This is a genomic window from Flavobacterium arundinis (genome assembly GCF_038289855.1).
In the GTDB taxonomy this organism is placed as follows: Bacteria; Bacteroidota; Bacteroidia; order Flavobacteriales; family Flavobacteriaceae; genus Flavobacterium; species Flavobacterium arundinis.
The window spans coordinates 482,355-494,472 of record NZ_JBBYHR010000001.1 but is presented as its reverse complement, the minus strand read 5'-3'; the positions used below and the strand labels follow the sequence as shown (position 1 = coordinate 494,472).

General features: G+C 41.2%; 12 protein-coding genes and 1 tRNA gene. 6 read left to right on the top strand and 7 right to left on the bottom strand.

Annotated elements, in window-relative coordinates; translation table 11 throughout:
• Positions 1 to 19 precede the first annotated feature (19 nt).
• Positions 20 to 1,081, bottom strand: coding sequence for an SRPBCC family protein (locus tag AAEO56_RS02185; RefSeq protein WP_341695375.1), 1,062 nt, complete (start codon positions 1,079 to 1,081; stop codon positions 20 to 22).
• A gap of 122 nt (positions 1,082 to 1,203) precedes the next feature.
• Here AAEO56_RS02185 and AAEO56_RS02180 point away from each other — a divergent pair, with 122 nt between their 5' ends.
• Positions 1,204 to 2,184 carry a GlxA family transcriptional regulator gene (locus AAEO56_RS02180; RefSeq protein ID WP_341695374.1) on the top strand — a complete coding sequence of 327 codons (981 nt, stop codon included), beginning with the start codon at positions 1,204 to 1,206 and terminating at the stop codon, positions 2,182 to 2,184.
• Between the two features lie 80 nt (positions 2,185 to 2,264).
• The gene (locus AAEO56_RS02175) at positions 2,265 to 5,027 is read left to right on the top strand and encodes a BspA family leucine-rich repeat surface protein (protein ID WP_341695373.1); all 2,763 of its coding nucleotides are present in this window, start codon (positions 2,265 to 2,267) and stop codon (positions 5,025 to 5,027) included.
• Positions 5,028 to 5,099: 72 nt separating this feature from the next.
• Here AAEO56_RS02175 and AAEO56_RS02170 read toward each other — a convergent pair whose 3' ends face one another.
• The 5 genes from AAEO56_RS02170 to AAEO56_RS02150 all read right to left on the bottom strand — a co-directional run bounded on the left by AAEO56_RS02170 (position 5,100) and on the right by AAEO56_RS02150 (position 9,019).
• Positions 5,100 to 6,158 (bottom strand): NAD(P)-dependent alcohol dehydrogenase, encoded by a 1,059-nt coding sequence (locus AAEO56_RS02170; RefSeq protein WP_341695372.1) that lies wholly within the window; start codon positions 6,156 to 6,158, stop codon positions 5,100 to 5,102.
• Positions 6,159 to 6,393: 235 nt separating this feature from the next.
• Positions 6,394 to 6,467: transfer RNA gene (locus AAEO56_RS02165), tRNA-Arg, on the bottom strand.
• Positions 6,468 to 6,617: 150 nt separating this feature from the next.
• Entirely contained in the window at positions 6,618 to 7,910 is a 1,293-nt protein-coding gene (locus AAEO56_RS02160; protein ID WP_341695371.1) for a hypothetical protein, read from the bottom strand.
• A 2-nt stretch (positions 7,911 to 7,912) separates the two neighbouring features.
• Positions 7,913 to 8,428, bottom strand: coding sequence for a hypothetical protein (locus AAEO56_RS02155; protein ID WP_341695370.1), 516 nt, complete (start codon positions 8,426 to 8,428; stop codon positions 7,913 to 7,915).
• Between the two features lie 231 nt (positions 8,429 to 8,659).
• Positions 8,660 to 9,019, bottom strand: coding sequence for a winged helix-turn-helix transcriptional regulator (locus AAEO56_RS02150; RefSeq protein ID WP_341695369.1), 360 nt, complete (start codon positions 9,017 to 9,019; stop codon positions 8,660 to 8,662).
• 93 nt (positions 9,020 to 9,112) lie between these two features.
• On the opposite strand from AAEO56_RS02150, the gene AAEO56_RS02145 reads away from it, so the two are divergent.
• The 3 genes from AAEO56_RS02145 to AAEO56_RS02135 are packed head-to-tail and all read left to right on the top strand — an operon-like array spanning position 9,113 to position 10,691.
• Positions 9,113 to 9,490, top strand: a complete 378-nt coding sequence (locus tag AAEO56_RS02145) for a DoxX family protein (RefSeq protein WP_341695368.1) — start codon at positions 9,113 to 9,115, stop codon at positions 9,488 to 9,490.
• A gap of 5 nt (positions 9,491 to 9,495) precedes the next feature.
• Entirely contained in the window at positions 9,496 to 10,365 is an 870-nt protein-coding gene (locus tag AAEO56_RS02140; RefSeq protein ID WP_341695367.1) for a pirin family protein, read from the top strand.
• Between the two features lie 32 nt (positions 10,366 to 10,397).
• Entirely contained in the window at positions 10,398 to 10,691 is a 294-nt protein-coding gene (locus AAEO56_RS02135; protein WP_341695366.1) for a GNAT family N-acetyltransferase, read from the top strand.
• A gap of 103 nt (positions 10,692 to 10,794) precedes the next feature.
• On the opposite strand, the gene AAEO56_RS02130 is transcribed toward AAEO56_RS02135, so the two are convergent.
• The gene (locus AAEO56_RS02130; RefSeq protein WP_341695365.1) at positions 10,795 to 11,175 is read right to left on the bottom strand and encodes a winged helix-turn-helix transcriptional regulator; all 381 of its coding nucleotides are present in this window, start codon (positions 11,173 to 11,175) and stop codon (positions 10,795 to 10,797) included.
• Between the two features lie 123 nt (positions 11,176 to 11,298).
• Here AAEO56_RS02130 and AAEO56_RS02125 point away from each other — a divergent pair, with 123 nt between their 5' ends.
• Entirely contained in the window at positions 11,299 to 12,093 is a 795-nt protein-coding gene (locus AAEO56_RS02125) for an SDR family oxidoreductase (protein ID WP_341695364.1), read from the top strand.
• The last annotated feature ends 25 nt before the right edge of the window (positions 12,094 to 12,118 follow it).

Here is a 12,118-nt window from a genome sequence, read left to right as displayed (position 1 = left end):
TGGAGTAAGTGTGTAGGGTCTATTTTTTAGGCAGTCCCCACTTTTCTACCAGTTCGTTGCTGAGGCCTTCCTCACGGGTATTAGGCTGGCCTTTGCCTGTAGTGATGAGGTTCTTCAAGCTGCCCTGAATATAGCTTGTCCATGCATCATTGCAAACCTGGTAGCATTCGTAATCCGGTACAAGCCCTTCGTGGGTAAAGCGAAGTTCGGTCATTCCATTCTTTTCCGTTATTTCGAAAATGATCCTGGTGTCTGTCCATTCACTTTTGTCCTTTGTAAAATCAAAATAATTATTCAGCACATGCCAAACTACTTTTTTATTCGGGATCACTTCTTCCAACTTCATCTTGGCGATATGGACATCCTTGTATTGGTAGGTGAATTCGTCGCCCTGCTTTGCTGTGCCGCCTTCTACCTGTTCTGACCACCAGCCGCGAACATTGGTGACGGCATCAAAAACTTTCTCAGGGCTTTGCGTCACAGCAAAGGATGTAGTATAACCCTGTACGGCTTTTTCAGCAACTTCTTTTTCCAGGACTTTGGGGTTGCCTTTTCCTGTATTGATCAATGGGACCAGGCTGTGCTCCAGGAATTGTGTCCAGCCATTGGTACAATCCTTATAGCACTCAATTTGTGGCTGGAGGCCTTCGTGCGTAAAGCGGAGTTCAGTTTTGCCATTCTTTTCACTAATGTCAAAAATAATGCGTGTGCGGGTCCATTCGCTTTTATCTTTCAGAAAATTCAGCTTACTGTCCGTAACAAGCCAGACCACCCTTTTATTAGGGATAACTTCTGTAAGCTTTTGGGTTGATATATGTACATCGGTAAAAAAGCGCACTTCGAATACATCGTTCAGTTTTGTAGAGTTTCCGCGAAGATCTTCAGCCCACCACGCCGATACGTTGTTTATGGCATCAAATACCTGTTGCGGTGTCTTTTCAAATAAAAATGTTTTTGTGAAATTCTGTTTTTCCATGGTCGTAGTTTTTAGTATGTCTTTATTGTTCATATCGTTAGCAGCAATGCTGTTCAGAGACGGCAGCATTACAAAAATTAATAAGGGATGCAGTTTTGCTTTCATAAGTAATTTGTTTAAAGCAAAGGTATTGTCTTTGAATAGCCTGATGAGGGTGTAAAATAGACTTTGTGACGGGTTGATTTGGACAAAGTAAAATTTTATCTTTGCCGTAAACCAGTTGCACTATGAAACATATTACCATACTCGTACCGGACGGCCCGAACAACCTGAGCAGTATAGTGGGTTCGTATAAAATACTTACAAGGGCTTATGAATACTGGGCCGCCAATGGAGGCAAGGGACAGTTTAAAATACAATTGGCGGGAATTTCTACGGAAGTAGATTTTTACGGTGGCCTGTTCAGCGTAAAGCCGCATGTGCATATAAATACCGTAAGTAAAACCGACCTTGTGATTATCCCGTCGCTGAACCATAACTATGACCAGGCTGTAAAAGATAACTCCGAAATTATCAACTGGATAGCTAAACAATATAGAGACGGCGCCGAGATAGCAAGTGTTTGTACCGGGGCTTACCTGCTGGCATCGGCAGGAATCCTTGATGGGAAAAACTGCTCTACGCACTGGCTGGCTACCGATAATTTCCGGAGCCGTTTCCCGAAAGTAAAGCTACAGGCCGACAAGCTCATTACCGATGAGAACGGTATCTATACCAATGGCGGCGCTTATTCCTTCCTGAACCTTATGGTTTATCTCGTCGAAAAATATTTCGACAGGCAGACAGCGATTTTTTGCTCGAAAGTTTTCCAAATCGGGATGGACAGGAACAGCCAGTCGGAATTCATTATCTTCAAAGGGCAGAAGGAGCACGGCGACACGATAGTGGCCGAGGCGCAAACCTATATGGAAGAGAATTTCAGGGAAAAAATATCGGTAGAGCAACTTTCATCACGTTTCTCAGTGGTAAGGCGGCACTTCGACAGGCGTTTTATAAAAGCGACCGGCAACACACCCCTCGAATATTTGCAACGGCTAAAAATGGAGTCTGCAAAGCGCGCCTTTGAGACCACGCGCAAAACCATCAATGAGGTGATGTATGATGTTGGCTATTCGGATATGAAGGCATTCCGTGAGGTATTCCGAAAGATCACGGGAATATCGCCGTTGGAATACCGAAATAAATACAACAGGGAGGCGGCAGTATAAATTATTTTTTACCGTAAGAATATTTCTCATAATTAACTATTGGATAAATAGTATCTTGCGCCGTCAAACCCAACCTTATTATGAGAAAATTATACTTGCTTTTTGCTTTTGTGTTTTTTAGTGCTGCTTATGGGCAGGAGCCTTTTATTACTACGTGGGAGGTACCAGATAATAATTCGGGGATATCAGTTCCAATACAAGCGGGTACAGGCGTAAACTATACAGTTAATTTTGGCGATGGAACTATACTTCATAATATAACCGGGCCAATATACCATACTTATACTATTTCGGGAACTTACACTGTAACTATATCCGGAAATTATTATCAATTTAAATCTGAAAGTGATTCTTATTCGTTCAGATTAAAAACAATAGAACAATGGGGGGATGCACAGTGGACATCCATGGAGCAGGCATTTAAAAATTGTGCCAATATGGTTATCAATGCCGCCGATAGTCCTGATTTAAGCCATGTTACCAGTATGAAAGAAATGTTTAGTTTCACTAACTTCAATCAGTCCATAAATAATTGGGATGTCTCTAATGTTACAGATATGCGTGATATGTTCAGTAACGCATTTAACTTTAATCAGCCTTTGGATAATTGGGATGTGTCCAATGTCACAAATATGAGCGGTATGTTCAGTCATGCATACAGATTTAATCAGCCTCTAAATACTTGGAATGTGTCTAATGTTACAAATACGAGTGGTATGTTCAATTATGCATATGATTTTAATCAGCCTTTAGATAATTGGGATGTTTCCAATATTACAAATATGAGCAATATGTTTGGTGAAGCACATGATTTTAATCAACCATTAAATAATTGGGATGTTTCTAATGTAACCAATATGAGATCTGTGTTGGGAGGTACATCGTTTAATCAACCGCTGGATAATTGGGATGTTTCTAATGTAAACGATATGAGTGGCATGCTTGGTGGTTCACCGTTTAATCAGCCGTTAAATGGTTGGGATGTTTCTAATGTAACCACCATGTCTCATATGTTTGCAAATGGAGAATTTAATCAACCGTTAAATAACTGGGACGTTTCAAATGTAACTAGCATGTATTCAATGTTTTATGGTGCGGATTCGTTTAATCAGCCTTTGAATAATTGGGATGTTTCTAATGTTACGGACATGGAAAGTATGTTTGGATCAGCAACCGCGTTCAATCAGCCATTAAACAATTGGGACGTTTCGAATGTAATATATATGAATTCTATGTTTTTTTACGCGTTAATTTTTAATCAAAATATTTCAGATTGGAGTTTTAATAGCGATGTGTATCTCCCTGGCTTTCTGGCACAAAGTGGAATAGATATTAATAATTATGACGCAGTATTGTTGAAATTCGCACAGTTAGAGATTGAAAATGATACTTTCTTTGATGCAACTGGACTACATTATTGCAATGTTGGTGTCCGGGATTACTTAATTAATACATTGAACTGGAACATTGTCGGAGACAGTTTGGGAGCAGAATGCCAGGGTAATACTATTTCCGGTACCGTGCATTTTGATCAGAATAATAATGGCTGTGAAGCAACTGATATACCCGTGCGAAATTTTCTGATAAAAGCCAATGATGGTACCTTCGATTATGCATCTTCAACAAATGCTACCGGAGCCTACAATGTGAGGGTAATGGAAAACACTTACACCACAACACTTATCAATGTACCCAATTATTACACAGTAACCCCGCAACAACAAACTGTAGCTTTTACAGGTTTTGGAGGCGAGCAAGAAGTGAATTTCTGTTTAACCGCTAACCAATCCGTACAGGACTTGAATATTACCCTCTTGCCTATAACCGGCACGCCACGTCCCGGCTTTACATCCCATTACCAATTGATAGCACAGAACATTGGTACACAAACCGTTGCTAATGCATCGGTAAGCCTTGCTTATGATAATGCTATACAATCATTTGCAAGTGCTATTCCGGCTGCTACATCTGCAACAGCAGGGCAATTGACATTTGATCTAACCAACCTGCAGCCTTTTGAAAGCAGGGTTATAGCCATCACTATGCAAACTCTTGCACCACCTACTGTAAATGGGGGAGAAGTGATAAACTTTACGGCATCTGTCACCCCTAATACCGGAGATTTCACTGCTGCCGATAATACCTTTGCACTTGCACAAACCGTAGTGAATTCATTCGACCCGAATGATAAGCAGGTGCTGCAGGGCGATGAGATATCCCTTGAGCAGGCCGAGGGTTATCTGGATTACCTTATCAGGTTCCAGAATACAGGTAGCGCCAGTGCCATTACAGTACGTATAGAGGATAATCTTCCTGAAAATGTAGACTGGACTACGCTAAGGCCGGTAAGCTCAAGCCATCCTTACACGTTAAAGCTAAAGGATGACAATACTGTTGAGTTTATCTTTGACAACATCAACCTTCCTCATGAGGCAGCTGACGAGCCGGGAAGCCATGGGTTTATTGCTTATAAAATTAAACCTCTGGAGACCATAGCTTTTGGCGATATCATTACAGGCAATGCCGAAATCTATTTTGATTATAACCTGCCTATCGTAACTAACTTCGCAACAACTGAAGTGATGGATGCCGCAGGGATAAATGACAACATTGCAAACCGTGTTACAATATACCCTAATCCTGTTAGCGATGTGCTTTACCTCCACGCGTCAAACGGGATTACTATTGAAGAGGTGGAAGTTATCAACCTGCAGGGACGTGAGCTAATGTCTTTCACCAATAGTACAGAAGGCATTAACGTTGAAAATTTAAGTTCCGGCGTTTATATCCTGGTGATAAAGACCGATGCCGAAATAGTAAAACACAAACTGGTAAGGAAATAATATACTATTCGTTTATACATAAAAACCCACTCGTAACAGAGTGGGTTTTTTGGTTATTATAGCAATGTAATTTTATCCTTTCAGCGAAGCCATATCGATCACAAAACGGTACCGAACGTCGCTTTTCAGCATACGCTCATAGGCTTCGTTGATGTCCTGCATTTTTATCACTTCTATTTCAGATACGATATTATGCTTACCACAGAAGTCGAGCATTTCCTGTGTCTCAGCGATACCGCCAATTACAGATCCCGCTACTGTCTTGCGCCCAAGTATCATCGGTACAGTATTGAGCATAGGGTCCAACGGCCCAAGGTAACCCACTACCACAAGTGTTCCGTTGACAGCAAGTGTCGAAACATAAGGGTTTAGGTCGTGCACATAAGGTACGGTATCGATGATGACATCGAATTTGCCTGTAACCTTTGCCATATCATCCTTGTCGGTAGAGATAACTACCTCGTGGGCACCAAGATCCAGTGCATCCTGCGTTTTTCCCGGTGTCCTTGAAAACAGGGTAACGTGTGCGCCGAGGGCTTTTGCCAGCTTAATCGCCATGTGGCCAAGTCCGCCAAGTCCTACAACAGCAACTTTACTGCCTTCGCCCACGTTCCAGTGGCGTAGCGGCGACCATGTAGTAATGCCGGCACATAAGAGGGGAGCGGTAGCAGCAGGGTCAAGATTTGCGGGTACGCTAAGTACGAAACTTTCATCAACTACCACTTTTTCAGAATAGCCTCCAAAGGTCTGGATACCCAGGTGTTTGTCATTGCCGTTATACGTCCCTGTAAATCCGTTAAGGCAATACTGTTCCAGTCCCTGATCGCAGCTGGAGCAATGCTTGCAGGAGTCTACCATGCAGCCTACTGCTACCATTTCGCCCACTTTAAACTTGCTGACATCGCTGCCAACGGAGGTCACTTTACCTACAATCTCGTGGCCGGGAACAACAGGGTAGACCGATCCGCCCCAGTCGTTGCGTGCCGTGTGCAGGTCGGAGTGGCATACGCCGCAGTACAAGATGTCGATTTCAACATCTTTTGCAGTAGCCTGCCTTCTTTCAATGTTCATTTGTTCTAAAGGCGCTGTGGTATTTTCTGTACCAAAGGCTTTTACTTGTGTTGTGTTCATAATGTGTAATGATGTATTAGAATTTATTTCCGTTAAAGGCAGAAATTTTGGAAAAATAAAGGTAGTGAGAAAAGAAAGAAAAACGTATTGTTACTATGCTGGACAGATGTTAATTTACTGATAATTAATTCAGACCAGAGACCGTCCCGCCCGGAGCGGGATACTCTATCCGGTTGAGCTATGAATAAATAATATCCAATAAAAAACCCACTCTGATTGGAGTGGGTTTACAAAGTGATCGCGTCAGGATTCGAACCTGAGACCGCCTGCTTAGAAGGCAGGTGCTCTATCCAGCTGAGCTACGCGACCCTGTTTGCGGGTGCAAAGATAGTAAAAGATTTGATATAAGCTAACGGATAATAAGATTTCATAAATCGCGGACCTTAGGTTTTGACAGGCAGAATTCGATTTTTGCTATGCAGAACAAAATACTAAAGATCCTGTACACGTTAAACTATGCTATGCATTTTTTTTCAGCACCTCCATAACAGTTTCTTTATCTGCAAAAAACAGGTGAGTGTAATTAGGCAGCAAAAGACCGGCAGCAATTTCGGAACCAAATTGTTGTTCTATTTTTTGTGACGCTTCATTTAAAGTGATTGCCCAACCTCCCAGGCAATGTCTTTCCTCGTTGTGCCAATGATTGACATCTAATAATTCAGGGTTTTTAACGATTTTTTGAGAGATCTCCCGTAGTAAGTCATCTTCATTTACCTGGCTTCGGTCAAACTGTACGCGCTCGCTTATCAATTCAAGAACAGGTTCTATACTAGTGTTTACAATCAGGTCTGCTAATTCATGCAACTCCAATGGCAACTGAATGAGTTGTAAGGCGGCTTCTGCTTTTTTATCGCTGTTTTCCAGGATATCAAATAATTGTTCTTTGTTGGGGTTCAACGACAAACACAGTTCTGCCACTTCATTCATCCCTCTTTTTCTTAGACGGATTACAAATTCCAGTTCTTCGGGATCAGGCTTTATTTCTTTCAATTTTTCTAATGCTATATCAGCAAATTGATCCGCAACGATAAGTTCAGCTAATGCATCTGCGTCAGGATTCCGTTCTATCAGCAATGCCGCAGCCTCTTCTTTCTTCCTGCCTCTTTCTGAATAATCTTTCACAAAGTATAATAGTTCCTCATTATTAGGGTTTTGTGATAAAAACTGATTCCATACCAGTTCTTCCAAATCTCCAAGGTCTGTATAGCATATCATCTCGCTCAGATCTTCATTCGTTGGGTTTTGTTGAAACAGCCGTTCCAGGGCTTCTCTTTTTTTTAAATTGGAATTATAAATTATATCCCGCAGATCATAATTGTCCAAAGGTCCCTTCAATAATTCTATTGCAGCTTCCTCTTTAAGGCTGCTATGCTTAATAATAGTTACAAGTTGCTCATTATTTGGGTTTTGCCGAAGCAATAGTTGGGCAAATTTATCCTGGCCGGTTTTCTCAACAAGCCAGTCTAAGTCTTCATTTTTCAATTCAAAACGTTCCATCAGACAGGCTTCGGCTTCCTGACTTTTCGATGTCCCTTCCATTAAATACAATAAATCATCTTTGGTGGGATTTTTTGTTTGGTACAATTCCCAGGCCTCATCGGCAAATGCAGTTTCGGTAATGACAATATACAGATCGTCACAATCCAGATCCAGCATTTTCAGATGTTTCCATGTTTCTGCCTGTGTTTCTTTTTCTCTTACAAGAAGCCCTAATAAGAAACTTTTCAATCTATCGTTAATAATACTTTTCATAACTAACTGTGTTTTCCTTTAAAAGCTGCCTTTTCAACATCACACATCTCCTTCCATTTTTTAATCCTTTTCCATTCTCTTTCATGTGGATTATAAGGCTCTAAATGCTTGTCAATATCAAGGTTTTCAGGCGGTGGGTGGCAGTAATAAGTGTAGGTGAATCCACCCAATTCCAGAAAGGTTTTGATCAGGGCGTTAAAAAAATACATATTTTCAGTCCGTATCCCGCATATAATAGAAAATGACCTTGATTCAGGTTGCATATATTCATCCAGGTAGACCGTTTCGAACTCCTGGCAGGTAAAGCGGGGGCGGCCCAGAGGAAATGGGTTTTTTAATTCTTCAGTTACTTTCATGATGGCATATAAAATATCATCATGCTCGGTTGCCAGATCGTTTACCTCGACAATTGAATGGTAGTCTAGCTGCAAGCCCGTAATCTCAAGAAATTTCTTTTTTATTTCTTTGACTTTAGGCAGCCGCTCTTTGTAGTAAAAACTATGTGCGTATATTCCCATGATTGGTTCTTAATAAGTTAAATTCCCATGATTATTTTTTATGTTTTTTCATTTTATGACTGGGTATCCTTACAGGGAGATTATTAGTTTTGCCTGTTGCAGAATCAGCATTTTTAGATGCTAAATAAAATGTAAAGTGACTTTCCCTTCAGTAAAGAATTCGGAATTTTTATCCATATATAATTTACAATGAGGCAATTGGCATAAATTATAACGATTTAAATTGGTAAATCACTTTGAAGTTAATTCAATTCCCTGAATAATTTTGTTCCTGTGCTGATAGCCCCACTTTTCCAGAGAAAGTAATACATCCGTTAGCGTTTCACTATAGGGTGTAAGTTCATATTGTACCGTTACGGGTTTAGTATCACAAACTTTTCTGCTAACCAATCCATTCATTTCCATTTCCTGCAATTCTTTAGACAATATGCGTGGAGAAATTTCAGCTTCTCTTGACAGTTGATTAAACCCTTTCTTGCCACTTTGTAATACCGCAATCAATACCAATTTCCATTTTCCACCTACTACATCCAATGTATCCCGTATAGCCATCCTCGCTTTTGAGCAGCTTTCAGCAGTGTGTTTTTCCATGTGCTATTCTTTTTGTAAGTACTATCCTTTTTGTAACAGATAACAAAGGTATAGTGTTTATTTAGAACTTTGTTGCTAATCAAATTTAAAAATATGTCACAAAGAACAATCAAAATTACAGGATGGTCACTTACTGCCATTTTAGGACTTCTATTTGCAATGAGCGCTTTTATGAAAATTTCGCTAAACGAAACAGCTTTAGAACAAGCTTCTTCCTTCGGGATAAATGCCACAACGTACCGGTTCATCGGGGTTTTGGAGATCATCTCGCTCCTACTTTTCATTATACCCAGAACAGGAGTATTGGGAACTATGCTGTTAGTGGCTTATTTGGGTGGTGCTATCGTAACCCACCTGCAGCACCAACAACCGGTAGCAATGGCTATAACTATTCAAATTCTACTTTGGATAACTGCATTTGTCCGTTTCCCGGAATTGAAGCAAAGGCTTTTTTTAAGTAAAAGCATATAATAATTATGAAAGTAAGAAACGTTTCTACGATTACCGAAAATCATTGGCATGAAGGATTTTTGGGTGCAGGGCACAGAGCACTTGCTGTTTTGGAGGGTGTACGTTATAAATACAGCGACCCTTTCATTTTGTTTATGGATGATAGTTTAAACCTACCGGGCGGAGAGCCTGTAGGCGGTGCACATCCACATGCAGGATTTGAAACTTTAACCCTGGTTTTGGAAGGCAATGAGAAAGATTGGAAAACGGGAAGTTTTGAACTGATGACTGCTGGAAAAGGTATTATCCACACCGAAGAGATCACATCAAAGCAGAAACTGCGTATCCTGCAAGTTTGGCTGGTTTTGCCACCCGACAGACGATATGCACAGCCGTTCCTGCAAAAAATACTGTTGGAAGACGTGCCTAAAGTTATAGCCGATGCCTACGAAATTCGCATCTACAGTGGAAGCAGTAACGGGCTAACGTCACCACTAAAAAATCTCACTCCTTTTACCCTCGTTGATTTTAGGCTTGCTAAAAGTGCAATTGTAACACAGGAAATTCCATTGCACTACAACGGCCTTATTTATGTTTTGAAAGGCACCGTAAAAGTCGGCGACAAATCGATCAGAGCCGAACAGGCCGGTTGGCTAGAGACAACATCAGAAACAGGCAACGGACAAATTACGTTTGAGGCATTAGATAACGATACTCATTTTGTGCTGTATGCAGGGCAGCCCCATAATGTTCCTGTTGTGCATCACGGACCTTTTGTAGCGGATTCAATGGAAGATATCACACAACTCTACAGGGATTTTCGCAATGGCGGATTCCCACATTTGAACGATCTTTCTCCCGAACAAAAGATCACTTTTGGGATAAAAGGGGAATAAGAAATATATTATCAATTATAAAGAAAAATACAATGAATTTCAAACAGTATGACGATGGTAAAGAAGGAAGGTTTTTTATCTTATTAGACAATGGAATGGAAGCCGGATGGATCCAATATCAATGGTTGGAGGACGGCAACCTGCTTGCAAGTGGTACACGGGTTTACGAAGAGTTCAGGGACCAAAAATTGGGTATGCCGCTTTTCAGTAGATTGGTGGATTTTGCGCAAGAAAAGAACGTCAGGATCCAGCCGCAATGCCCATTCGTAGCCAAAACATTTGCCCGGCATCCCGAACTAAAACATCTTTTGGCGGAGGGCTATTAAGTTATGGGGGGATACCCTTTAGTTAGGTTCTTTGAATGAATGTTGTATACGTATATCCCATTGGTTTGAAAGCCTTTGCTGTATATCTTAGTTGCTGATTGCATCAATCAATTATGCCGTTGCCTGCCTGGGGAAATTTTTTACTAATTAAGGTCTTCAGGCGTTCCTGGTGCGTATCCCCCCAATTCCCTAAGCTGCTTATAATAGGAATAAGGCTCTCTCCAAAATCAGTAAGGGTGTATTCTACCTTTGGTGGCACAACCGGATATATTTTCCTAATAACAAGTTCATGCTCCTCTAATTCTTTTAATTGGATGTTTAGTACCCTGCGCGTGGCATCGGGTATTTTACGTTGCAGTTCGCTCGGTCTTTTATGTCCTTCGTTAATAAACCAGAGCAGGCGAATTTTCCACTTGCCATACAGTACTTCACCAATCAGGTCAAGCCCGCAGTTTAAATTGGGTATTGTTTTTCTCTCATACATATTACAAAAGTAAACCTATGTTCCTATATGTACAATAGGGGAAAAATTTATCCGTATACGAATCGTAACTCCGTACTTGTGAGGAAGTAACATACTTCCGAAATTTGTACAAAAGAAATCGATATGCACAATAACATGGATTATAACAATGAGTTATCCGGTAAAATTGCCTTGGTAACCGGAGGCACAAAGGGTGCTGGCAGGGCCATTGCGCAGCGCTTACAACAAGCAGGCGCCACTGTAATTATTACTGCAAGAACGCAACCGGAAAGAGCTGATGATAATTTACACTTTATTTCGTCAGATCTAAGCAATCCGGAAAGTGCCGACAGCGTTGCTAACCAGATAATTGAAAAATTCGGCAGCCTTGATATTCTTGTTAACAGCCTTGGGGGATCGGAAACGCCCGCAGGAGGTTTCGCTGCCCTAACTAATAAGGACTGGGAAGATACATTGCAAACCAATTTACTGGCTCCGGTAAGGTTAGACAGGGCTTTTTTACCACACATGCTTGAGCGTAAAAGCGGCGTAATTATTCATATAGCGTCAATTCAGGGAAAATTGCCCCTTCATGAATCTACACTGCCGTATGCCGCTGCAAAAGCCGGACTAATTAATTACAGCAAGGGCCTGTCTAAAGAAGTAGCGCCTAATGGTGTGCGTGTGTTAACTGTTTCTCCGGGCTGGATTATGACCGAAGCCTCCAAAAGAATGATGGAGCGTATTGCTGAAGGTAACCAAACATCTGTTAAAGAAGCAGAGAAGAGTGTAATGGATGCCTTAGGAGGGATACCCTACGGCAGGCCTGCAATGCCGGAAGAAGTAGCCGAGCTGGTGGGTTTTCTTGTTTCACCGCGGGCTGGTTATCTAACAGGAACCGAATTTGTAATAGATGGCGGCACCATACCAACCGTATAAAAAATAGTAACTAAAAAAATATAAA

What these genes read in the sequence shown, in the direction of transcription:
- AAEO56_RS02170 (WP_341695372.1), bottom strand. Translation starts at nt 6,158, where the DNA reads ATGAACACAACACAAGTAAAAGCCTTTGGTACAGAAAATACCACAGCG.
- AAEO56_RS02140 (WP_341695367.1), top strand. Translation starts at nt 9,496, where the DNA reads ATGAAAGTAAGAAACGTTTCTACGATTACCGAAAATCATTGGCATGAA.
- AAEO56_RS02155 (WP_341695370.1), bottom strand. Translation starts at nt 8,428, where the DNA reads ATGGGAATATACGCACATAGTTTTTACTACAAAGAGCGGCTGCCTAAA.
- AAEO56_RS02185 (WP_341695375.1), bottom strand. Translation starts at nt 1,081, where the DNA reads ATGAAAGCAAAACTGCATCCCTTATTAATTTTTGTAATGCTGCCGTCT.
- AAEO56_RS02150 (WP_341695369.1), bottom strand. Translation starts at nt 9,019, where the DNA reads ATGGAAAAACACACTGCTGAAAGCTGCTCAAAAGCGAGGATGGCTATA.
- AAEO56_RS02175 (WP_341695373.1), top strand. Translation starts at nt 2,265, where the DNA reads ATGAGAAAATTATACTTGCTTTTTGCTTTTGTGTTTTTTAGTGCTGCT.
- AAEO56_RS02130 (WP_341695365.1), bottom strand. Translation starts at nt 11,175, where the DNA reads ATGTATGAGAGAAAAACAATACCCAATTTAAACTGCGGGCTTGACCTG.
- AAEO56_RS02180 (WP_341695374.1), top strand. Translation starts at nt 1,204, where the DNA reads ATGAAACATATTACCATACTCGTACCGGACGGCCCGAACAACCTGAGC.
- AAEO56_RS02125 (WP_341695364.1), top strand. Translation starts at nt 11,299, where the DNA reads ATGCACAATAACATGGATTATAACAATGAGTTATCCGGTAAAATTGCC.
- AAEO56_RS02135 (WP_341695366.1), top strand. Translation starts at nt 10,398, where the DNA reads ATGAATTTCAAACAGTATGACGATGGTAAAGAAGGAAGGTTTTTTATC.
- AAEO56_RS02145 (WP_341695368.1), top strand. Translation starts at nt 9,113, where the DNA reads ATGTCACAAAGAACAATCAAAATTACAGGATGGTCACTTACTGCCATT.
- AAEO56_RS02160 (WP_341695371.1), bottom strand. Translation starts at nt 7,910, where the DNA reads ATGAAAAGTATTATTAACGATAGATTGAAAAGTTTCTTATTAGGGCTT.